The 22,109-nt window shown below is 70.4% G+C and carries 16 protein-coding genes; 6 read left to right on the top strand and 10 right to left on the bottom strand.

Annotated elements, in window-relative coordinates; all coding sequences use genetic code 11:
• Window positions 1–28 precede the first annotated feature (28 nt).
• Together BLA60_RS06740 and BLA60_RS06735 are read left to right on the top strand one after the other, a co-directional pair.
• Complete coding sequence (locus BLA60_RS06740) at window positions 29–862, top strand: SAM-dependent methyltransferase (protein ID WP_075131852.1); 834 nt, start codon at window positions 29–31, stop codon at window positions 860–862.
• A gap of 140 nt (window positions 863–1,002) precedes the next feature.
• Window positions 1,003–1,548 carry a dihydrofolate reductase family protein gene (locus tag BLA60_RS06735; RefSeq protein WP_075131851.1) on the top strand — a complete coding sequence of 182 codons (546 nt, stop codon included), beginning with the start codon at window positions 1,003–1,005 and terminating at the stop codon, window positions 1,546–1,548.
• 82 nt (window positions 1,549–1,630) lie between these two features.
• On the opposite strand, the gene BLA60_RS06730 is transcribed toward BLA60_RS06735, so the two are convergent.
• From BLA60_RS06730 to BLA60_RS06700, 7 genes are read right to left on the bottom strand one after another with little or no spacing between them, the layout of a single operon-like run.
• The gene (locus BLA60_RS06730; protein ID WP_075131850.1) at window positions 1,631–2,662 is read right to left on the bottom strand and encodes a carboxymuconolactone decarboxylase family protein; all 1,032 of its coding nucleotides are present in this window, start codon (window positions 2,660–2,662) and stop codon (window positions 1,631–1,633) included.
• On the bottom strand, window positions 2,659–3,864 hold the full coding sequence (locus BLA60_RS06725) for a class I SAM-dependent methyltransferase (protein WP_075132104.1): 1,206 nt from the start codon (window positions 3,862–3,864) through the stop codon (window positions 2,659–2,661). The genes BLA60_RS06730 and BLA60_RS06725 overlap by 4 nt, the downstream gene beginning before the upstream one ends.
• A gap of 33 nt (window positions 3,865–3,897) precedes the next feature.
• Window positions 3,898–5,274 (bottom strand): cytochrome P450, encoded by a 1,377-nt coding sequence (locus BLA60_RS06720; RefSeq protein ID WP_075131849.1) that lies wholly within the window; start codon window positions 5,272–5,274, stop codon window positions 3,898–3,900.
• On the bottom strand, window positions 5,271–6,311 hold the full coding sequence (locus BLA60_RS06715) for an enediyne biosynthesis protein (RefSeq protein ID WP_075131848.1): 1,041 nt from the start codon (window positions 6,309–6,311) through the stop codon (window positions 5,271–5,273). Before BLA60_RS06715 ends, BLA60_RS06720 begins: the two co-directional genes overlap by 4 nt.
• A gap of 8 nt (window positions 6,312–6,319) precedes the next feature.
• Window positions 6,320–8,290, bottom strand: a complete 1,971-nt coding sequence (locus tag BLA60_RS06710) for a CRTAC1 family protein (RefSeq protein WP_075131847.1) — start codon at window positions 8,288–8,290, stop codon at window positions 6,320–6,322.
• Window positions 8,287–9,270: a DUF1702 family protein gene (locus BLA60_RS06705; RefSeq protein ID WP_075131846.1), complete on the bottom strand. Its 984-nt coding sequence runs from the start codon at window positions 9,268–9,270 to the stop codon at window positions 8,287–8,289. Before BLA60_RS06705 ends, BLA60_RS06710 begins: the two co-directional genes overlap by 4 nt.
• Window positions 9,271–9,320: 50 nt before the next feature.
• Complete coding sequence (locus tag BLA60_RS06700; RefSeq protein WP_075131845.1) at window positions 9,321–10,346, bottom strand: DUF1702 family protein; 1,026 nt, start codon at window positions 10,344–10,346, stop codon at window positions 9,321–9,323.
• A gap of 243 nt (window positions 10,347–10,589) precedes the next feature.
• On the opposite strand from BLA60_RS06700, the gene BLA60_RS06695 reads away from it, so the two are divergent.
• On the top strand, window positions 10,590–16,412 hold the full coding sequence (locus tag BLA60_RS06695) for a type I polyketide synthase (RefSeq protein ID WP_075131844.1): 5,823 nt from the start codon (window positions 10,590–10,592) through the stop codon (window positions 16,410–16,412).
• A gap of 7 nt (window positions 16,413–16,419) precedes the next feature.
• Complete coding sequence (locus tag BLA60_RS06690; protein WP_075131843.1) at window positions 16,420–16,881, top strand: acyl-CoA thioesterase; 462 nt, start codon at window positions 16,420–16,422, stop codon at window positions 16,879–16,881.
• Between the two features lie 263 nt (window positions 16,882–17,144).
• Here the strand turns inward: BLA60_RS06690 and BLA60_RS06685 are convergent, their stop codons facing one another.
• Entirely contained in the window at window positions 17,145–18,506 is a 1,362-nt protein-coding gene (locus BLA60_RS06685) for an NsdA family TPR-like regulatory protein (protein WP_075132103.1), read from the bottom strand.
• 194 nt (window positions 18,507–18,700) lie between these two features.
• Here BLA60_RS06685 and BLA60_RS06680 point away from each other — a divergent pair, with 194 nt between their 5' ends.
• Together BLA60_RS06680 and BLA60_RS06675 are read left to right on the top strand one after the other, a co-directional pair.
• Window positions 18,701–19,159: a glycine-rich domain-containing protein gene (locus tag BLA60_RS06680; protein ID WP_075131842.1), complete on the top strand. Its 459-nt coding sequence runs from the start codon at window positions 18,701–18,703 to the stop codon at window positions 19,157–19,159.
• 164 nt (window positions 19,160–19,323) lie between these two features.
• Entirely contained in the window at window positions 19,324–19,989 is a 666-nt protein-coding gene (locus tag BLA60_RS06675; protein ID WP_075131841.1) for a class I SAM-dependent methyltransferase, read from the top strand.
• A gap of 602 nt (window positions 19,990–20,591) precedes the next feature.
• Here BLA60_RS06675 and BLA60_RS06670 read toward each other — a convergent pair.
• Together BLA60_RS06670 and BLA60_RS06665 are read right to left on the bottom strand one after the other, a co-directional pair.
• Entirely contained in the window at window positions 20,592–21,032 is a 441-nt protein-coding gene (locus BLA60_RS06670) for an SgcJ/EcaC family oxidoreductase (RefSeq protein ID WP_075131840.1), read from the bottom strand.
• A complete protein-coding gene (locus BLA60_RS06665; protein WP_154814174.1) occupies window positions 21,029–22,105 on the bottom strand; it encodes an acyl-CoA dehydrogenase family protein in 1,077 nt (358 codons plus the stop codon). The genes BLA60_RS06670 and BLA60_RS06665 overlap by 4 nt, the downstream gene beginning before the upstream one ends.
• Window positions 22,106–22,109 lie beyond the last annotated feature (4 nt).

Genomic DNA, 22,109 nt, shown 5'->3' with positions numbered 1-22,109 from the left:
CTCCGCCACGACCACGAAGGAGCCACCGTTGAGCACCGACTCCGGCGCGCCGACATCGTCTGACACCGACGAGTTCTACCGGCTCAGCCACAAGGTGATGCTGGACCTGTGGGGGGAGAACTTCCACCAGGGCTACTGGGAGGACGAGGACGACCGGACCCCGATCAAGGAGGCCACCGAGCGGCTGACCGAGCTGATCATCGAGAAGTCCGGTCTGGAGCGGGGTGGCCGGCTGCTCGACATCGGGTGCGGTGTCGGTCTGCCGGCATTCAAGGCCGCGGCGGCCCACCCGGTGGAGATCGTGGGGATCTCGAACAACCAGGACCAGATCGACGACGCCAACCAGCGTTCGGCGGCCCGTGGCCTGGCCGACCGGGTGCGTTTCGAACACGCCGACGCCGCGAGCCTGCCGTTCGCCGACGGCGAGTTCGACGTGGTGTGGATCTTCGAGTCGCTGATGCACATGGACCGCCTCCACGTGCTGCGCGAGTGCCTGCGGGTCCTGCGTCCCGGTGGCCGGATCGTGGTCACCGACCAGTTGCAACTGGGTCCGATGACCGAGGAGAACGAGCGTCTGCTGCGCGCCCACCTCGACGCGATGCACGCCAGCGAGCTGCTCGACGAGCCGGCCTACCGGTCGCTGATCGACGAGTCGGGAATCGAACTGGTGGAGTTCCTGGACCTCAGCCCGCACACCGGCCTCACCGGCATCCGCGTCCTGGAAACGGTCGACGAGCGCACCGACGAGCTGGTGGCGTCCTACGGCGAGGCGGTGCTGCCGATCCTGGACGTGTTCCGCGACCCGGCGGGCCTGGTGCCGGAGCTGGGGTACCTGCTGTTCGTCGGTCAACGTCCCCGCTGAGGGTGACGCGCGTCAGGCCGTGACCTCGTCGGATGGACGCGGCCTGATCGCGCGCTCGACCGAACTGGCATGGATTGTTCTGATCAGGTTGAATGCTCAGACGAACCTGGCTTGCCAAAATCGTGAGGAGCCTTCACCTGATGCGACAGATCTCCGCGTGGCTGTTCTACTCGCTCGATGGCGCGGTGGATTCGCCGGACCAATGGCAATTCGACTACGACGACGAGATGAGCGCGGACCTGAACGCGGGGCAGGAACGCCAGGACGCCATCCTGCTCGGCCGGGGAACCTACGCGGAGTGGGCCGACTACTGGCCGACCGCGCCCCAGGAAATCGGGTTCACGAACTTCATCAACAACACCCCGAAATACGTCGTGTCAACAACTCTCGACACCGTCGACTGGCAGAACACGACCCTGATCAAGGGTGACCTCTCCGAGGTGGCCGCCCTCAAGGAGGGCGACGGCGGCGAGATCGGCGTGTACGGCAGCCCGACGCTGACCCGCTCCCTGCTGACCGAGGGCCTGCTCGACGAGCTGACCCTGCTCGTCCACCCGGTCCTCGCCGGTTCCGGCCACAACCGCCTGTTCCCCCAGGACGCCGAGATGGTCCGCCTGGACCTCACGAGCTCCGTCCAGGGCAACAAGGGAACGATGGTCCTCAAGTACCGGCCCCGCACGCCCTGACACCATGGCCTGACACCATGGCCTGACACCATGGCCTACGTCGACCTGACCACCCGCGCCGGTGGTCAGGTCGACATGCGTCTCACTCCGCTGCGGCCGGACTGGCCGCCCCCACCCACGAGCTGATCCGCCGGGCCGCCGCGAGGCTCGCCCACGACACCAGCTCCATCAGGACCTCGTCCCCGGGGGCCGTGGCCCGGAACGCCTCGACCAGGCCCTCGTCCACCTGGTACGACGACATCGCCACCACCAACGCGAGCCGCCCGGCCGGCTGGTCGGCCGGCGCCAGGCCGGCGACCGCGTCCTGCACCCAGGCACGGCTCAACCCGGGCGCCTGACCGTCCCAACTGGACAGACGATCGGCGACCAGCTCACGGACCGACCTGGGGACCGACCGTGCGCCGGCGTTGTCCACCGCCGCGTAGGCGCGGCCGAACGCGCCGGCGATCGCCTCGTTCTCCCCGGCCCAGGCCAGGTCCGAGGGCCGGGCGACGGCCGGGAGCAGGTCCAGCGATCCGCCCGGTGGCGGACCACCGTCGGCCGGGGGACGCAGTGCGCGGCCGAGTACCTTGCGTGCCTTGGGTTTCGCCGACTCCGGGACGTGGGCCGGGAACGGCGAGTCCCTCAGGAAAACGTTGACGACGCGGTTGTAGTACTGGAACGCCACCGCCACCCCGACCAGTTCCGGCAGCTGCGAGGCCGGGAACGGCGGCGCCACGACACCGGCCGCGGTCGCGCTTCCCCGTGCCCAGGCCACCAGTTCGTCGGTCGGGCCAACGTCGGGGATGGCGTCCAGCGTCATCCCGTGGACATCCGCGCAGTAGGGGCAGCTGTTGGCCAGCGAAACGCCGGTGGCCACCGCCTCCTTCGCCGGCCGGGGAGCCACGCCCTTGGCGACCAGCGTCTCCCGCAGGATCATCCAGGACGCGGCCAACGTGTCCGGGGCCACCGAGTGCATCGCGGTGGGCGGGGCCAGGGTGCCGAACTCGTCCTCCACCTGGCGGTAGACCTCGGCGACCAGACCCCGGGCCCGCCGGGGGCGGACGACCTCGACGTACCGGGTGTCGTGGGTCAGCGACCGGCGTACGGCGAACCGGACCAGTGGGCGGATCATCCACGCTCCTTCGCTCGGGCCACGACCGCGCCGACGACGAAGTCCGGGTACTGCTCGGCGATGGCGTCCACGTCCGGCAGCACGGTGACGTCGTCCAGGCCCGTGGCCTCGAACGTGGCGCGCCAGGCGGCGGGGGTCAGGAAGCCGTGCGTCGGGCGCTTCACCGGGTCGGTCATCACGTCGGTGAAGCTGTCCAGGAAGTCGAAGATGATCTCGGCGTGGATCGGCCGCGCCAGCTTGGTCGGCCGCACGCACTCCGACACCACGACCGCCCCGCCCGGGCGCAGCGCCTTCGCCGCCTCGTTGACCACGAAGTCGAGGTCCGGCGCGACGTGGAAGCAGTTGACCGAGTACACCGCGTCGAAGGTGCCGGGCTCCACACCCTGCGCCTCCCACGACGTCGTCATGTCCAGCCTGGCCGACTCGACCACTGTGGACGGTGAGGCCGCCGCGGTGGCCGCGCGCTCACCGTGCCGGGCGAAGGTCTCGGCGACCTCGGTGAACCGGTAGCGGGTCACCGCCGGCCCCAGCTTGCGCAGCGCCTGGTCGGCCGCACTGCCACAGCCCCCGCCGATCTCCAGGATCTCGAACCGGCCGCCGCCCTCGGGCACCAGCCTCGACAGTGCCTCGGCGCCGACCGCGTTGTTGATCGCGTACAGCAGGTTGTCGTTGGAGAAGTACTTCAGCCACAGCGGTAGCTTCTGCGGCGAGAACAGGATCTCGTCGCCGGTCGCCTTGCCGCTGAAGAACGTCTGGGCCTCGTCGACCAGGGTGCGCAGGATCTCCACGGCCACCGCAGCGCCCGGCTCGCGCGCCTTCAGCTCCTCGGCGACCGCCTCGAACTCCTCGACCGCCGCCGGGCCGGGGAAGTAGCGGCCATCGCCCCGGCTGAAGATCCCGGAGTCGGCGAGGCGCTCGTAGAGGAACTTCAGCGGGACCGTGCGGCGCCACGGGATCGACAGCTCCTTCTTCGCCCGCGCCACGCTCGCCCCGGTCGGCGTGGGCAGCGCGTCGATCGAGTCGAGGATCCGGTACGCGGTGGCGTCGACCAGGCGCGCGAACGCCTCGTTGGCCGCCAGGAACCGGTAGGGGAACAGCTCGCGCACCCGCTCGTCGGCGATGGCGGCCCGCAGCGTGTCGAACTCCGCCACCTTGGGATGCCGCGCCGGTTCGCCGTACAGGTCTTCCGCGAGGTTGCTCATGGTGTTCACCGACTTTCCGTGACGTTGAGCTGGTCAGGCCGCGGAGCGGCCGGCGGCCGCCGGCCAGGCGTGGACGTGCATGGGTAGTCCGCCGCCCAGGCGCAGCGACATCATCGGTTCCGGCTTCACCTGGAAACCGGGCACCGGGTCCAGCCGCAGGTCGCGCATCAGCGTGGAGATGATGAACGTCGCCTCCATCATCCCGAGGTGGTTGCCGACACAGAACCTCGGGCCGGCGCCGAAGGGCAGGTGCGCGTACCTCGGCCGGTCGGTCTGCACGTCCGGGTCGAACCGCTGCGGATCGAACCGGTCGGGCTCCGGCCAGTACCGGGGGTGGCGGTGCAGGGTGTACGGCGAGATCAGCACCTCGGCGCCGGCCGGCACGTGGTAGCCGCCGACCTCGTCGGCGGCCTGCGCCCGCCGGGGCAGGATCCACACCGGAGGGTAGAGGCGCATCGCCTCCTGCAGCACCATGTTCGTGTATCGCAGCTTCGTCAGGTCCTCATAGGACGGACGACGGTCGCCGTAGACGGCCAGCGCCTCCTCGTGCAGCCGCTGGCGCACCTCGGGGTGCTGGCCGACGGCGTGCAGCGTCCAGCCGACGGTGCTCGCCGTGGTCTCGTGACCGGCCAGCAGCAGCGTCACCAGCTCGTCGCGCATCCGCCGGTCGGCGACCCGCTTGTCGGTCTCCTTCGCGGTGGAGGCGATCAGCCGGGTCAGCACGTCGTCGCCGGCCTCGATCGGCTCGGCCTGGCGCTGGGCGACCAGGATCTCCACGATCCGCTCCAGGTCCGCGCGCGCCGCCCGGAAGGCCCGCTGGCCCTTGAGCGGCAGCCACTGCGGGACCATGCCGAGGGTCTCCATCTCGAACATGGCCTGGTCCTGCACGGCCTCGAACGAGTGGCCGACCGACTCGAACGCGCCGAGGTCGGCGTCGAGCAGGGTCGCGCCGAGCACCCCGAGGGTGAGCGCGGTGACCTCGTCGAGCACGTCGACCCGCCGGCCGGTGTGCGCGCGCAGCCGGTCGACCAGGCCAAGGGCCTCGTCGATGATCACGTCGGCCTGGGCGGCGATCCGCTTGTGCTGGAACACCGGCTGCACGGTGCGCCGCTGTTCCTTCCACAGCGCGCCCTCACTGGTCAGCAGGCCGTCGCCGAGGGCGCGCTTGGCCTCGGTGTAGCCGATTCCCTTGTGGTAGTTGGCCGCGTTGTCCGCCAGGACGTGCTTGGCGTGGTCGGGGTGGTTGAAGATGTAGAGCTTCTTCGGGCCGATCGCCACCCGGACCGCGTCGCCGTACTCGCGGACCGCCCCGCTCATCAGGCCGAGGCGGTCCGCGCGTAGCTGGCGGAGGATCCCCGGGGCCGCCCAGGCGGGCGGTCCCGGGGGAACCCTGCGGCTGGTCTCGGTCACGCCGCGGCCGGGCGGGCCGCCGGCCCACCGGTCTCGGAGCCACCGTCGCCGATCACCGCGACCGGCGGTGTCGCCTTCTCCGCCTCGGCCTTCGCCTGCTGTTCCGCGGCGAACTGGGCGCGGGACTTGTCGACGAAGTGCAGGCCCCACAGGAACATGCCGCGGATCAGACAGACGATCGCCGTGGCGAAGAACAGGCCGTAGGCGATGTGCGCGACCATGAAGATCCCGTAGAAGGTCGCCACGCCCGCGCCGAACAGGAACTGTGCCCACGGCTTGGACGGGGTGGTTCCCGGGTCGGTCACCATGTAGTTGGTGTACAGGATGAACGCGACACCGGTCATCACGCCCAGGGCACCCGGGATCGACGTGCCGAACAGCCAGCCCCGGACGAACGCCTGGAGCACGAAGAAGCTCAGCCAGCCGAAGATCAGCCACATCCGGCCGGTCAGCTTGGCGTTGAGCATCGTTCCGGTCGTGATGATGATCGCGACGATGAGCCAGTCCACCACGTCGTTGACGTGCTCGGTGAAGTGGTACGGCGGTGCGATGCTGCCCCACGGGAACAGGATCAGCACCATCAGGATCCCGAGGTTGGACGGGTTCATGTAGTGGCGCAGGTTGCCGCGCACCGGGGCGCGCAGGATCCACTTGGCGGCCACGGCCAGGGTGACGGCGAACATCATCACCCAGATGCGGTCGTTGACGTAGATCAGCATGTTCAGCGCGAGGCTGGTGATGTGCGCCGGGAACAGGAACTCCATGACGCCCTTGAACCCGTTGCCCGCGTAGCGGGGGTCGCGCCCCTCGACCCGCGCGCCGATCTTCTCCAGGACCAGCTCGACGGTGTAGCCGGTGGCCACCGCGACGAAAGGCCAGATCCAGGGCTGCTCGAACCCGAGGACGATGTACCCGACGATGTTGAAGATGGTGATCGAGATGGCGAACCTGCGTAGCGCTTTGACCACCTTGGGGTTCTTCGGCGGCCCACCGGCGGGCGGTTTGCCACCGCCGGTCTTCGCTTCCTGGACAACCATTTCCCTACTCACCTCTCCCTGACCTGGTCGCCAAGCACGAGCGAGTGCCGGCCCTGGCTGAGCTTGAGCTTCTCCTCGTGCACCTGGCCGTCACGGTCGCGCCAGCACACCATGACCTCGACGGGTCCCTGTGCGTCACCGAGGCCGATGTTCACCTCGCTGCTGCGCCGCCCGGCGTGGCCGCTGCCACCGTCGACGCGCTGGATGTAGGTCTTGCCGTCCGAGGTGGTCACCTTGACCTGGGCGCCGGTGACCGGCGAGCCGGGGGCCGGCGCACTGCCGACGATCCCGTCCTGCTCGTGGGTCAGGGTCAGGTTCAGGTGGCCGCCCGGGTCGGGCGCCTCGTTGCTGTAGAAGATCGGCTCGCCGTACTGGCGGGCCACCGCCATGTCGATCAGGCCGTCGCCGTCGGCGTCACCGGTGGCGATACCGCGCGTGGGGATCGGCACGGCCAGACCCAGCTCGGGGGCGAGGTCGGTGTAGCGGCCGTCGGGACCCTTGACGTAGAAGCGCATGGTCTCGCTGCCGGCGATGTCGTCACCGGCGTTGGCGTTGGGCCAGAAGAAGGGGCTGGCGACCAGGCCGTCGTTGGCCATGGCCAGTTCCTGCAGCTGGGGCCAGCGGTTGGTGGCGCCCCGGATGAACCCGTTGGTCTGGGCGATCTGCTGCTCGCCGGTGTTGGCGAAGTCGGCGATCTTGAGGTCCCAGGCCCAGCCGGACCACGCGGTGCCGTTGGCCCCGCTCTGGTCCTTGAACGGCGCCTCGCCGTCCTGGAGCTGGTTGCGCAGGTCCTTCTGGTCCTCGGCGACGTTGGTGTAGAAGAAGTTGCTCTCGACGATGCCCCACGAGACGGTCAGGTTCGACACGAACGCGTCGTAGAGGCCGTCGTGGTTGAAGTCACCGAAGTCGACACCCATGCCCTTGAAGGAGTCGGCACCGATCCGCTTGGACTTCGGCGTGCCGGGGGTGCGGGTGGTGGTGACGTTCTCGAACTGGATCGCCCCGGGCGTGGACTTGTTGTACAGCAACCGGTCCGGGCCGAAGTCGTTGGCGATGTACAGCTCGGGCAGCAGGTCGCCGTCGAGGTCGTTGGCGCTCACGCCCAGTGCCCAGCCGCCACGGGCCTCCTCGGGGAGGGCTTCCTTGGGCTGGAGCTTGAAGGTGGCCTCCGGGTCGTTGCCGGCCTTGGCGCCGGCGCACAGCAGGATGTGACCGCCGCCGCCGTTCTGGGCGTTGGACAGCGAGTGGTTCATCGTCACGCCGCCGTCGAGCGAGGCGTCGAGGATGGGGCTGTCCGGGAAGTAGTTGCCGATGAAGATGTCGTCGTGACCGTCGCCGTCGAAGTCACCGACGGTGGCCGCGTTGCTGTTCCACTGCGGTCCGTTGTAGACACCCTGGGCGTCGGAGTGCGTGCCGGGCACCGCCTCGACCGCCTTGTAGGCCGCCGGGGACAGCGTGCCGTGGTCGGCCCTGGCCAGGTAGATGACCGGGGTACGGCCCCACATGTAGACCAGCAGGTCCATCCGGCCGTCCTCGTTGAGGTCGGCCGGCACGCAGCCCATCGGCGCCATCACGTCGTTGACCGGCAGCGGGTCCGGGGTCAGCTCGAAGGGCTTGTACCGGTGGTCGTTCTTGCCGGGCGTCGGCGTGATGATCAGCTGGTCGGTCCGGGGATCGACCAGGCACAGGTCGTTGGGCAGGCCGTCGCCGTCCAGGTCGTTCATCGCGACCGAGGCGCCGACCGAGGAGATCCAGGCGTCGATGTGCTTGTAGGCCTGGTTCACCTCCCGGATCGACTGCTGTTTGTCCGACGCCGGCAGCGCCACGCTGTGGCCGACGAACGAGTACTCGCTCGCCAGGTCGTTCTTCTCCTCGGCCGAGGTCTCGGGCAGCGCGACCGCGAAATAGAAACCGACGACGACCACGAGCGCGATGACACCGGTCAGCTGCCTGCGCAGCAAGCCACGTACCGCGTTCATGTGTTGACACCTCCATGGGAAAACTCGTTGGCGAGTCGTTGCCGCCAGATCTCGTAGGCCGGCTGGTCGCCCTCGACCCGGTTGTCCGGCCGGTTCTCACCGGTGACCCTGGCCAGTTCCTCCGGAGTCGTTCCACAGAGGAGCTTGGCGGCCAGTGCCGAATGGGGGGGCACGATGCCCGCGCGTACCCTGGCGAACGCGGCGAACGCGCTGCCCTGCGCCAGGTTGCCCCGGTGTTCGCCCGCCCGCCGCCGGATCGCCAGCAGCTCGGACTCCTCGACCCCGCCCGCGTAGGTCGCGGCCAGGCCGGCGCCGGCGTAGAGGTCGCCGCGGCGCTCGGGGGCGAAGCCGTCGATCAGGTCGGCGACCCGCTCGGGGTCGGTGCCGGCGATGAACCACATCGCGCGGCCGATGCCCTGGTCGATGGCGTTGTTGGCGAAGTGCCCGTGCCGCCCGCCCGGCCAGGGGAACCCGGGGTCCCGGTACTGGGCCTCGACGTAGCGCGCGGTGTGGAAGTAGGCCTGGTGGAACCCGTAGCCGTCGAGCACCAGCGGTACCAGGACCTGGTCGTCCAACCGGGCCGGCTTGGGCCAGCGGAACCGGGGCAGGCGGGCCATGGCCCAGCCGATCCCCACGTAGATCAGCTCGCGGTAGGTGTCGCCGACCGGGGTCGCCAGGAGGCGGGCGACGTTGTCCGAGCGGCCGAAGGGCAGACCGTCGAGGATCGCCAGGCCCATTCCGGCGCCCTCGTAGGCGAATCCACGCAGCCAGTCGGGGACCTCGTCGAGTCGGCGCTCCAGATCATCCGGACCGCGTGACTCCACCGCCTGACCGTAGCCCTCGACGAACGTCTTTCCGACCGTCTCCAGCCTTTCCTTGGCCGCTGGCGACTTCTTGTGGAATCCGCGCTTGGCGAGACTCGTCTCGGCGACGTCGGGTGTCAGTATACGGCGCCGTAGTGCGCGCCAGGAAATGGTCAACTCAATCCCCGTCCGCTCTTTGAAACGGCTTTCATGTTTCCTCGAAATGGTCACACAATGCCCAGGCCGCGCACGACTCCACGCTTGCCGGATTCCGCCCGCTCGAAATGCGATCGAATTCTGCCGCGCCACAGTTCGTAGAGCGGGACGTCGCCGTCGGCCGGCGCGGTGGCGTCGGCCTCGGTGCGGTCGGCGATGGCCACCGCCTCGTCCACCGACAGGCCGGCGAGCACCTCGGTGGCCAGCGCCGAGTGCGCCGGTACGTGCCCGGCGAAGGTGCGCGCCTTGATCGCGAAGACCACGCCGACGCCCAGCTGGGGGCGGTGTTCACCGGCGTCGGCCCGCACTCGGGCCAGGCCCTCGGCGCTGGCGCCGCCGGCGAAGGTCGCGGCCAGGCCCACCCCGCTCCACAGGTCGGGGCGACGCCCTTCGGGGAAGCGGTTGACCGCCTCGGTGACCTCGGCGGCGTTGGCGCCGTGGATGAACCACAGTGCCCGCCCGATGCCCTGGTCGACCGCACGCGGGAAGTACTCCGGCGAGCCCTCCCAGGGATAGGGTGCTGGCACGCGCTGCTCGTCGACGTAGCGGCGGGTGTTGAAGTAGGCCAGGTCGAAGCCGTACCCGTCGACGGCGAGCCAGGTCATCGTCGGGTAGTACGGCGAGCCGGACAGGTCCGGGATGATCGAGCGCCACAGCGGCCGGGGCAGTCGCGCCATGGCGAAGCCGATGCCGATGTAGGTGAGGAACACGTGCGGTGCGCCGGGGCCCAGCAGCAGCTCACGGGTGCGTTTGCCGCTGCCGCCGGCCATCGAGTCGCGCACGGCGAAGGCCATCGCGGCGCCCTCGTAGGCGAACCCGCGCTGCTCGGGAACCACCAGGTCCAGCCGCCGGCGCACGTCCCACAGGTCGCGCGCGGCGATCCCCCACTCGAAGCCGCAGATGACCGACTGGGGGATGGCCTCCAGGTGCTCGGCCGAGGGCGAGGACGCCCCGGGGAACCCGCGCTCGGCGAACGTGACCGAGGAGAGTTTGGGCGCCAGAACGTACTGGCGCAGTGATCCGATAAGAGATGGCATCCGTTCCTCCACCGCCGTGGGACAAATGCCAGAGTCCGGTCAGTCGAGGTCACGGCGCATCTCTGCGAGTGCGCCCGCCGGTAGGCGACAACCCGTTTACCGCTCGACCGCACGGTCGGAGAAGCGAAGCAGCGGACGGCACACTAGAAGAACTGGTTCGCCGCAACTCTGGTGCACAGTTGGGTGGTTAGCCATAAGCGCATGTCGCGGACTGTCCCAGTTCTCCGAAAGTAGGCGGTTAGATTGAGCACCGAGCGGATCGCGATTGTTGGTTTGGGGTTGCGTTATCCCGACGCTACGGGTTCTGAGGATTTGTGGGAGAATGTTCTGGCAGGGCGACGTGCGTTCAGGCGGTTGCCCGATGTGCGGATGAACCGGGATGACTACTGGTCCGCCGACCCCGCCGCGCCGGACCGGTTCTACTCCGGTATGGCGGCTGTGTTGCGTGACTGGGAGTTCGACCGCGCCAAGTTCCGGATCGCCGGATCCACCTTCCGCGGCACCGACCTCACCCACTGGCTGGCACTGGACGTCGCGGCGACCGCCCTGGAGGACGCCGGTTTCCCCGGCGGCGAGGGCCTGCCCCGCAAGGGTGTCGGCGTCGTGCTGGGCAACAGCCTCACCGGTGAGTTCTCCCGGGCGAACCTGATGCGCCTGCGCTGGCCCTACGTCCGCCGCACCGTCGGCGCCGCCCTGCTGGGCAAGGGCTGGTCGGACTCGGAGGTCGAGGGGTTCCTGCGCGACCTCGAACCGGTCTACAAGGCCCCGTTCCCCGCCATCGACGAGGACACCCTGGCCGGTGGCCTGGCGAACACGATCGCCGGGCGGATCTGCAACCACTTCGACTTCGGCGGCGGCGGGTTCACCGTCGACGGCGCCTGCTCCTCCTCGCTGCTGGCCATCGTGACCGGCGCCAAGGCCCTGGTCGACGGTGACCTCGACGTCGCCGTCGCCGGCGGTGTCGACCTGTCGATCGACCCGTTCGAGGTCATCGGCTTCGCCAAGACCGGCGCGCTGGCCACCGGCGAGATGAAGATCTACGACGCCGACTCCAACGGCTTCTGGCCCGGCGAGGGCTCGGGGGTCGTGGTGCTCATGCGCGAGGAGGACGCGATCGCGCGCAACCTGCGCATCTACGCCACCATCACCGGCTGGGGCATGTCCTCGGACGGCAAGGGCGGCATCACCCGCCCCGAGTCCGAGGGCCACCAGCTGGCGATCAGCCGCGCCTACGACCGCGCCGGCTACGGCGTGGACACCGTGTCCTACTTCGAGGGCCACGGCACCGGCACCGCCGTCGGTGACGCCACCGAGATCCACGCCATCGGCACCGCCCGGCACAACGCCGACCCCACCGCCCGCCCGGCCGCGCTGTCGAGCATCAAGGGCAACATCGGCCACACCAAGGCCGCGGCCGGTATCGCCGGACTGATCAAGGCCACGCTGGCCATCCACCACCAGATCATCCCGCCGGCCACCGGGCACCACACCGCGCACCCGACGCTGTCGGAAGTCCCGCTCTACATCCCGGACACCGCCGGGCTGTGGCCGGCCGACATGCCGGTGCGCGCCGGTGTGTCGGCCATGGGCTTCGGGGGCATCAACACCCACATCGCCCTGGAGCAGCCGCCGAACACCCCGCGGGCCACGACGCTGCCGGCCAGCGCCACCAGCCTGGTCACCACCCGCCAGGACACCGAGCTGCTGCTGTTCACCACCGCCACCCCCGAGGACCTGCGCGACAAGCTCACCCAGCTGGTCACCCTGACCCCGCAGCTGTCCTACGCGGAGATCGCCGACCTGGCCACCACCCTGGCCCAGGAGCGGCCCACCGGTGCGCCCGGCTGGACCAGGGCGGCGATCGTGACCTCCAGCCCGGAGGACGCCACCGCCAAGATCGAGCGCCTGCTCGCGGCGCTGGAGACCGGCGAGAACCTGTTCAGCCCCGGCGCCTACCTGAACGTGCCGCGGCCGGACGCCCCCGCACCCAAGATCGCCTTCCTGTTCCCTGGCCAGGGCACCAGCACCAACCCGCGCACCGGCGGCGCGCTGCGCCAGCGTTTTCCCGCGACCGACGCGATCTACACCCAGGCCGGCTTCCCGGCCGTCACCGACGGCACCACCGACACCCGCGACTTCACCGCCACCGAGGTCGCCCAGCCGCGGATCGTCGCCGGCTCGCTGGCCGCGCTGCACGTGCTGGACCAGCTGGGGATCCGCGCCTCGGCCGCGATCGGGCACAGCCTCGGCGAGATCTCGGCGCTGGCCTGGGCCGGTGCGCTGACCCCCGAGCAGGCCGTCACGCTGGCCACCACCCGGGGCGCGACCATGGCCAACGCCAGCCACACCGGCGGTGCCATGGCGAGCCTGACCACCACCCCGGAGATCGCCCAGCAGCTGATCGACGCCACCACGACCGACGGCAGCGTCGTCATCGCCGCCTACAACGGCCCGCACAACACGATCATCGCCGGGCCGACGGCCACCGTGGACGCGATCGCCACCGACGCCCGTGACCAGGGGGTCACCACGACGCGGCTGAACACCAGCCACGCCTTCCACTCGCCCCAGGTCGAGCCGGCGGCCACGCACCTGCGTGAGCACCTGGCCGCCGACAACCCGTTCGGCACGCCAACCGGGACGGTCATCTCCACGGTCACCGGCCAGGTGCTGGACGCGGGTACCGACCTGACCGAGCACCTCACCACCCAGGTCACCCACCCGGTCCGGTACCACCAGGCCGCCACCCAGCTGGCCGACGACGTGGTCCTGGCGATCGAGCTTGGCCCCGGCGCGACGCTGACCGGGCTCACCCACCACACCAACCCGAACCTGCACACCCTGCCCACCGACACCGACAACCCCACGCTCACCCCGCTGCTCAACGCCGTCGCCGCCGCGCACACCGTCGGCGCCGACGTGGACACCAAGGCGCTGTTGGCCGACCGTCCGCAGCGGACGCTGGACATCAGCGTGGCGCCCAACTTCCTCACCAACCCGTGTGAGACCGCGCCGGAGCTGGACATCGAGCAGCTGGCCGCGCTGACCGAGTCCACGACGGACGCCTCGGCGGGCACCGAGACCGGTGGCGAGGAGGAGAGCGACCGTCCGTCCACACTGGACCTTCTGCGCAAGTTGGCCGCCGAGCGGGTCGAGCTGCCGCTGGACACGGTCACGGCCAACACCCACCCGCTGGACGACCTGCACCTGAGCTCGATCACCGTCGGCCAGATCGTCAACGACGTCACCCGCGAGCTGGGCCTGCCGACCCTGGAGCTGACGACCAGCTTCGCCACCGTCACCCTCGGCGAGCTGGCCGAGATCATCGACGAGGCGGCCGAGTCCGAGCAGGGCGGCGGCAGCCGGGGAACGGCCGAGGCCACCGGTGTCGCCCCGTGGGTGCGGCCGTTCTCGGTGGACTACGTGCCGGCACGCGAGCCGAGGGTCACCATCGGCGCCGGGCCGGAGGGCTCGTGGGAGGTCCACGCCTCCCCCGGTCACCCGCTGGCCGAGCGGCTGCGGGCGGCGCTGTCCGAGGCCGGCATCGGCGACGGCATCCTGCTGTGCCTGCCGGCCAACGGTGAGGAGCACGTCGGGCTGTTCCTGGCGGCCGGCAAGGCGGCCGTCGCCGCTCCCGAGGGCACCCGGTTCGTCGTGGTGCAGCAGAAGTACGGCGCGTCGGGCCTGGCCCGCACCGCGTTCCTGGAGTCCGGCGGCGCGCCGACGACCATCGTCTCGCTGCCCGACGTCGCCCCGGCCACCCCGGCCGAGGCGGACGAGGCGGTGCGCCGGGTGCTCGTCGAGGCCGCCGCGACCACGAAGTTCAGCGAGGTGCGCTACGACGAGCAGGGCCAGCGCCTGGTCCCGCTGCTGACCGTGCTCCAGCCGCCGGCCCAGCCCAGCACCGCGACCCCGCTGGACGCCACGGACGTGCTGCTGGTGACCGGTGGCGGCAAGGGCATCACCGCCGAGTGCGCGCTGGTCATGGCGCTGGACTCGGGCGCCAAGCTCGCGCTGATCGGCCGGGACGAGGCGCACGCGGACGAGGAACTGGTGGAGAACCTGGCCAGGATGGCGGCCGCGGGCATCGAGTACCAGTACGAGCGCGCGGACGTCACCGACCCGACGCAGGTCGCCGAGGCCATCGCCCGGTTCCAGGCCAACCTGGGCACGGTCACCGCCGTCATGCACGGCGCCGGCCGCAACGTGCCCAGCGCGCTGCCCAACCTGACCGAGGAGGAGTTCCACCAGACCCTGGCGCCCAAGATCGCCGGCCTGCGGACCATCCTCGACGGCCTTGACCAGGACCGGATCAAGCTGCTGGTCACCTTCGGCAGCATCATCGGCCGGGGCGGGCTCAACGGCGAGGCGCACTACTCGACGGCCAACGACTGGATGTCCGAGCTCACCGCCGACTTCCAGGCCGCGCACCCGAACGCGCGGGCGCTGGCCCTGGAGTGGTCGGTCTGGTCCGGTGCCGGCATGGGCGAGAAGCTGGGCGTGGTGCAGATGCTGCTGCGCGACGGCATCACGCCGATCTCCCTGGAGAACGGCCTGAGCGTGCTGCGCCAGGTCCTCGCCGACCCGAACGCCGGCCCGATCCTGACGGTCAGCGGCCGGATGGGCGGGCTGCCGACGCTGCCGCTGGACACCGGCCAGGAGCTGCCGCTGACCCGGTTCGTCGACCGGATCCTGGCGCACTACCCGGACGTGGAGCTGATCACCGAGGTCGAGCTGTCGCCGGGCAGTGACCCGTACCTGTCCGACCACCAGCTCGACGGGGACCTGCTGTTCCCGGCGGTGCTCGGCATGGAGGCGATGACCCAGGTCGCCTCGGCGGTGACCGGCCGGACCGGCTCGCCGCTGCTGGAGGACGTGGAGTTCCTGCGGCCGATCGTGGTGCGGCCGGGCCACTCGACGGTGATCCGGCTGGCCGCGCTGGTCAAGGACGAGGAGACGGTCGCGGTGACGATCCGCGCGGAGGACACCGGCTTCGGCGCCGACCACTTCCGCACGACCCTGCGCCTGCCGCGTCCCGAGCTGGCCGACCAGGGCCTGACCAGGGAGGCGACCGAGCTGACCACCGTCCCGGTGGACCCGATCACCGACCTGTACGGCTCGGTCCTGTTCCAGGGCAAGCGTTTCCAGCGGCTGCTCAGCTACCGCCGGGCCAGTGCCCGGCACGCGGTGGCGGAGCTGGCGACGACGACGCCCGCGCCGTGGTTCGCGCCGTACCTGCCGCCGGACCTGACGCTGGCCGACCCGGGCACCCGCGACGCGGTGATGCACGCGATCCAGTGCTGTGTCCCGGACGCCACCCTGCTGCCGCAGGGCGTGGAGCGGCTGCACCTGTCCGCGCGGGCCGACCAGGCGACCGAGTACGTGATCATGGACGCCCGGGAGCGGGTCCAGGACGGCGACAGCTACACCTACGACATCGACGTCCTCAACCCGGACGGTCAGGTCATCGAGCAGTGGCAGGGCCTGACCCTGCGCGCCGTGCGCAAGGGCGACGGCAGCGGGCCGTGGACCCCCGCCATGCTCACCGGCCACCTGGAGCGCGCCCTGGAGACCACCCTGGGCGGCACCCGCGCGGTCGTCGTCGAGCCGGGCGGTGAGCACCGCGAGCAGGTCGAGCGGGCCGTCGGCCGGGCGGTCGGCGGACCGGCGACCGTCCAGTTCGGACCGGACGGCGGCGCGACGGCCGAGGGCGTCACGATCTCCTCGGCCCACGGCGCCGGCGTCAGCCTGGTCGTGGCCGGCGAGCAGTGGTCGGCGTGTGACGTGGCCCCGGTGGCGCGGCGCACGGCGCGGGAGTGGACCGACCTGGTGGGACAGTCCGTTCTCGACCAGCTGTCCGCCGACGAGGACGGTGACGTCGCCGGCTCCCGGGTGACCAGCGCGCTGGCCTGCGTGCCCGATGGCGCGGAGCTGACCGTGGAGCGGGTCGAGCCCTACGGCTGGGTCGTGTTCGCGGCCGGAGACGTCCGGGTGGCCACCTGGGTCACCACCCTCAACGACGAGCCGGAGCCGGTGGTGTTCGCGGTCGCGAGGAAGGAGAGCTGAGTAGGGCATGAGTGACTACTACGAGATCCGCCACACCGTCGGCTTCGAGGAGACCAACTTCGTCGGCAACGTCTACTACGTGAACTACCTGCGCTGGCAGGGACACTGCCGAGAGACCTTCCTGCGCGAGGTGGCCCCGGACGTGCTCGCCGAGATCATGCACGACGACCTGAAGTTGTTCACCCTCAAGGCCGAGTGCGAGTTCTTCGCCGAGATCACCGCCTTCGACGACCTGTCCATCCGGATGAGACTCGACGAGCTCACCCAGACCCAGATCCAGTTCGTCTTCGACTACTACCTGCTCAGGAACGACCACGAGAGCCTGGTCGCCCGAGGACGACAACGCATCGCCTGCATGCGGGGACCCAACAACGAAACCGTCCCCGCCCGCGTCCCGGCCCAACTGCGCGACGCGCTGGCACCGTTCAACAGCGAGCAACCGGCCCGCCGGGTGTCCGCCAACCCCTGACCCACCCGGGAACCAACGGGCCTGTCCGCCACCCGGCGGGCGGGCCCGTTTCCCTGTGGTCGGGAGAAGTCGAGCATCACCTCGGCCACGTGCGATCTCGCCCGGCCAGTCGGCTCGACCGGCCGGAGAGCCCGACGCCCCCGGCACGGCGCCGGCCGCGCCGGTCCGGCCACGGGTCGACCCGGTTGGTCACCCCGCCACGTCCTCCCAGCACGAACGGGCCGGCCTCCCCGGCACGACGACAGACCCCCCGAGGTCCCGGTTCAGCCGGCGTTGCGGAGGGCCTGCAGGGTGTGGGCGAGTTCACGAGCTTCGTCGTGGCGGGGGTAGCGCCGTGTCTGGGCTTGCAATGGCGCGAGCGCTTCAAGCAGTCGGGGTGATGTGATGCTGCGGGCGGCGTCGAGGGCATGCATGCCGATGGTGGTGCCGGTGGCAGGGTCGCCGTCGGCGAGGTGGCAGGTGGCAAGCCATGCCTGGTTGAAGGCGCGTTGCCGTCCACGGCCGCCGTTGTCCTGGTCGAAGGTCCGGGCGAGGCGGGTGATGGCCTGCTCGCGATGCTCACTGTCCGTCAGTCCGAGATGACTGTGCACCCGCGCGGCAGCCGTGTTGAGCGCGACCTCGTCGAACATGTGGGTGAACTCGGGATGCGCGTCGTCCTGGCCAGTGTGGGCGTACTCGTCCTCGGCGCGGCGCAGTGCGGTTATAGCCTGTCGGCCGTCCCCCAGATGTGCGTAGGCGACCGCTTCGTTGGCCAGCAGGAACGCGACCGGTGTGGTCAAGCGGGAGTCCTGGGCGGCGATCTGCCCGAGCTGGAACAGCTTGAGCGCCTCGACAGGGTCACCGTTGTCCAGCGGCACCCGGCCGAGGTAGTAGAGAACGATCGCAGAGTGCGCCGGCTGCCCGGCCTGTTGGGTGTCCTGTAGTGCCTGGGTGAGGTACTGGCGGGCTTCTCTGGCCAGGCCGAGGTCGTGGGCGGTCCAGCCGGCGAGGGTCCTCGCCTCGGCGACCGCGGAGAGCAGGTCAGGTCGGACCTGGTCGGTGTAGTCGGCAGTGAGCAGGGACTGGGCCCAGTGGGTGTGGGCGAGGATTGCGTCGCGGCAGGACCCGGCTCCGTGGGCGGCGTCGTGGGTGCGCAGGGCGCGGGTGAACGCCCGGAGCTGGGTGACTTCGGCCTCGCCGATCCGCTGCGGTACGGGCGTCTCGCGCGGGGCGATAGCGATCTGATTCAGTTCGGCTGCGGTGAGGGTGGCACCCATGACGATCTTGCTGACCAGGCCGAGGAAGGTTCGGCGTTCCATCCAGGCATCCTCCGGGTGCGCTGTCGTGCTGTTGGCGAGCCGTTGCGTCGTGTCGGTGTAGGCGAGGCCCATGTAGCCGCGAGGGATCCCGAGGCCGTCGGCGATGCGGGCGAGCAGGTCGTATGCCTGGACCTGCCGGCCCTGGGCGATGTCGGAGATCTCGGACTGGTTCTGCCCGGTCAGCGCGGCGATCTGGCGTTGAGACACGCCGACGGCGCCGAGTAACCGGTAGACCTCGCTGACATCGCGCCGTGCGAGCGCGACCCGCATCTGCGGGCGGTCCCACAGGTGCGGGTCGAACGATTGGTCTGCGGGTAGGACGTTCACGGTGTCCCTCCACGGCTGAGCCGAGATCACCGTAGCGCTGTAACCGCCCCGGCGCAGAGAGCTGATCGGTCAAGCCGATCGGCGGAGCCGATCGAGATCGGTAACCAAGCCGAACGGGCCGCCTTCTCTCGCCGCAGACCAGCCCCGAGCGACAGTTGAAGCACGGAGCGTAACCAACCAAGGGAGGGAAACTCATGACCACAGCAGTGAAGGTCCGGCCGGACGAGGCGACGACGCGGCGGGACCCGAAGAGTTTCGTGGCACCGGAGGTGTGGGAACGGGAGATCAAGCTCCTGGTCCGTGACTACCCCTTCGACACCGTGATGGCCAACCGGCTGTTCGGGCAGGCCATCGCCTACCTGATCACCGCGATGGAGAAGCATGGCCAGCAGCTGGAGATCGGCTGCGGTGAGCTGGTGGACATCGCCGTGCATGCGTTCATCCTTGACACCCGCAACTACCGGGAGTTCTGCCACCAGTACTTCGGCGGACAGTTCCTGGAGCACATCCCCGAGATCGACCGCAAATACGACGGGTCCGTGCAGCGCACCGCCGAGGTCATCGAGGCCAACGGATTCGAGATCGACTGGCCACTGTGGGAGAAGGACTTCGCCAAGTGCACTCCCTGCCACCCCGGAAGCAACTGCCATTGACCATCTCCACCTGTAGTTGGCAGGTCGCACGAGGAGTCCACAATGGATCACCTCGTGCGACCTGCCCGTTGACGCGCCTACGAGGACTGCCTCCCCGTGATCGCGGCCGTCCAGCGATAGCGTGACCGGGTTTCTGACCCCCGTCACCTCGCGAGGCGCCGCTCATGCCCGTCATCACTGACCCGATCGGCTACTGGGACCACTACGCGACCGGCGTCCAGGACGAGACCCCCGAGGAAGCGTTGAAGAACGCGTTCGGCTGGACCCAGTACGACGGCCACGGCCCCGGCGACGAAATACTCGGCAACGCCCTCCGCACGATGGAGCTCGGCAGCGGCTGCGGCAATGCCGTCGCCGCCCTGGCCACCAAGGGCATCGACGCCACCGGTATCGACATCTCCCCAGCGCAGACGACCACCGCGCGCAACCGATGGCGGCACCTGCCCAACGCCCACTACCTCGCCGGCGACGTCCTCGACTACCTCACCGGCACCGACCAGCAGTGGGACGCGATGTACTCGATCTGGGGCGCCCTGTGGTTCACCGACCCCCACGCCATCCTGCCTGCCGTGCGTGACCGGCTCACGCCCAGCGGGAAGCTCGTCTTCTCCCACGCCCCGGCCGTGCCAGGCAGTTACGGCATTCAGGGCATGTACGGCAACGGCTTCACCGGCCGCCAAACCTGGATCTACCGCTGGGCCTACGAACCCGACACCTGGTCCGACCTGCTCCACCAGCACGGCTTCGTCGACGTCAACGCCCGCGTCGAGTCCGCACCCGAACCCGACAACGTCGGAACACTCATCGTCGAAGCCCGACGACCTGCCTAACCCGAACACGGCCACTGAGCCGATCTCCCCGCGCCGCAGCCGGGCCCCCAGCGAATCTGCTCATCTCGGCACATGTCGGCTCGACCGGCCGGAGAGCCCCGGCGCCCCCGGCACGGCGCCGGCCGCGCCGGTCCGGCCACGGGGTCGACCCGGTCGATCACCCGGCCATGTCCTCCCAGCACGAACGGGCCGGCCTCACCGGCACGGCGACAGACCCCGAGCCTCTCGCCCGGGTCGCGGTGGTGTCAGCAGCACCTGCATCCGCAGATGCAGCTGCGTTCGGAATCTGGTTCGAGGAGTTTCCATAGGGGGATGTGGTCGCCGTGGTTGGCGGTGAGCCGACTCGCCAGCGACACGAGGCCGCGTTCACGCTCACGCGACCGAGTTGGTGTAAGGCCTGCTCCTGGTGCCGGAGCACGCCCGCACGGTGCTCACCCATGACCACCTCGAGGAGGTCGATGGCAGCACCCGAGATGCCGGCCCAATGCCGTGAAGAACGTCGCCTTCAGGTCCTGAGAAACACGATCCCCGCGACTCCCTGAAGTCCAGGGTGTCGCGGGGATCGCTGGAACCCGAGGCTGGGCCTTCGGTGACCGGACAGGTCAGTCGTCGGAGCCGGGGACGGGGAGCTGGTGCTTGGCGGGGCTGTTCTGGTAGGCGGCCAGGCGCCACTGGCCTTCGACGCGCAGGACGAACCACGAGGCGCGGATCGCCTGGGCGTCGGAGACCTCGGTCTCGCCGGCGGCCATGACGCCGCCGCTGGTGATCAGCAGGGCGACGTCGGGGCCGAAGAACCGCATGCTGATCGGCTTGCCGGTGACCTGGGTGCCCTTGTACTGGTTCTCGAAGGCGTCCTTGGCGAACACCCGGATGTCCTCACGGCCCTGCTTGTAGATGCCGGGCAGGATCAGCGTGCCCTGCTCGATGAACAGGTCGGCGAACCCGTCCGCGTCGGCGTAGGCCCAGGACGCCAGCATCTGCTGGGTCAGGGCGGCGACCGAGGCCTGGTCGGCCGGTTTCGCGTCGGTGGGGTAGGTGGTCATCTGATTTCCTTTCGCGGCGGCGGCGGTGTTGCGGGACGGTCGACCAGGTACGGCCGGCCGGCCGCCAGGTCCCCGACATCTGTGTCTTCCTCGGCCAGCAGGTGGCCGGTGACGGCGGCCAGGTCGCGCGCGACCCGGTGGACCGAGGAGCCCGGTCCGCTGATCGCGGCGAGCAGGTGCACCGTGTCGCCGGCGAGCCGGCAGATCTCGTCGACGGCGTCGGGCGCCGGCACCGCCCCGGAGTCCACGGTGGACGCCAGGTCGTTGGCGGCGCGTTCGGCCGAGGACAGCGCGGTGAACGCGTGGCCGGCCTGGACGTGCGAGAGCAGCGCCGGCACCGCCGGACCGCCGGCGAACGACGGCCCGTGGTCGGTGACCAGCTCCTCCAGGTACCAGTCCCGCGCGTCCTTGGCCAGCCCGACGACCAGCCCCACCCAGGACGCCGCCCGCACCCCGGCCAGCGACCCGGCCGGCAGCGGCGACAGCCGGTGCGCCGGAACGAACACCGCCTCGGCGACCACCCCCGCCGCCCCGGCGCCGGTGAGGTCGGTGACGTCCGCTCCGTCGACCACCCGCAGGTCGGCCACCGGCACCAACGCCACCGACGGCCGCCCACCGGCGACCGTCACGACGGCCTGCCACCGCGCGTGCAGCACCCCGGGCACCGAGGCCCACCGGCCGTCGAGCACCCAGCCGCCCGGCACCGGCCGGGAACGCGCCGACACCGGGCCGCACACCACCACGTCCGGCCGGGCGAAGACCTCCGCGCGGGCACCGGATCCGGCGGCCAGCCAGGTCGGCACCCAGGTCGCACACGCCAGGAACGCCGCCGGACCGCTGGCCCGGCCCAGTTCGACCGCGACCCCGACCAACGTCTCGGTGTCCCGGTCGAACCCGCCGTACGCGCGCGGCGCCCGCAGCCGGAACACGCCGGCCCCGGCCAGCACGCGGATCGTCTCCTCGGACAGCCGCCGACGGTGCGGCGACCACGCCGGCAGCCCGCGCAGCACGCCCACCAGCCCGGCGGCCCGACCGGCCAGCGCCGAGCGCGACGGTAAGTCGGCCAGGTGCATCGCG

The organism is Actinophytocola xinjiangensis (assembly GCF_001921215.1).
Lineage (GTDB): Bacteria > Actinomycetota > Actinomycetes > Mycobacteriales > Pseudonocardiaceae > Actinophytocola > Actinophytocola xinjiangensis.
This window is presented reverse-complemented; position numbering and strand designations above follow the sequence as displayed.

Excerpts from the sequence above, each read along its gene's own strand:
- BLA60_RS06680 (WP_075131842.1), top strand. The coding sequence starts at position 18,701 with ATGACCACAGCAGTGAAGGTCCGGCCGGACGAGGCGACGACGCGGCGG.
- BLA60_RS06730 (WP_075131850.1), bottom strand. The coding sequence starts at position 2,662 with ATGATCCGCCCACTGGTCCGGTTCGCCGTACGCCGGTCGCTGACCCAC.
- BLA60_RS06675 (WP_075131841.1), top strand. The coding sequence starts at position 19,324 with ATGCCCGTCATCACTGACCCGATCGGCTACTGGGACCACTACGCGACC.
- BLA60_RS06670 (WP_075131840.1), bottom strand. The coding sequence starts at position 21,032 with ATGACCACCTACCCCACCGACGCGAAACCGGCCGACCAGGCCTCGGTC.
- BLA60_RS06735 (WP_075131851.1), top strand. The coding sequence starts at position 1,003 with ATGCGACAGATCTCCGCGTGGCTGTTCTACTCGCTCGATGGCGCGGTG.
- BLA60_RS06725 (WP_075132104.1), bottom strand. The coding sequence starts at position 3,864 with ATGAGCAACCTCGCGGAAGACCTGTACGGCGAACCGGCGCGGCATCCC.
- BLA60_RS06710 (WP_075131847.1), bottom strand. The coding sequence starts at position 8,290 with ATGAACGCGGTACGTGGCTTGCTGCGCAGGCAGCTGACCGGTGTCATC.
- BLA60_RS06700 (WP_075131845.1), bottom strand. The coding sequence starts at position 10,346 with ATGCCATCTCTTATCGGATCACTGCGCCAGTACGTTCTGGCGCCCAAA.
- BLA60_RS06665 (WP_154814174.1), bottom strand. The coding sequence starts at position 22,105 with ATGCACCTGGCCGACTTACCGTCGCGCTCGGCGCTGGCCGGTCGGGCC.
- BLA60_RS06690 (WP_075131843.1), top strand. The coding sequence starts at position 16,420 with ATGAGTGACTACTACGAGATCCGCCACACCGTCGGCTTCGAGGAGACC.
- BLA60_RS06715 (WP_075131848.1), bottom strand. The coding sequence starts at position 6,311 with ATGGTTGTCCAGGAAGCGAAGACCGGCGGTGGCAAACCGCCCGCCGGT.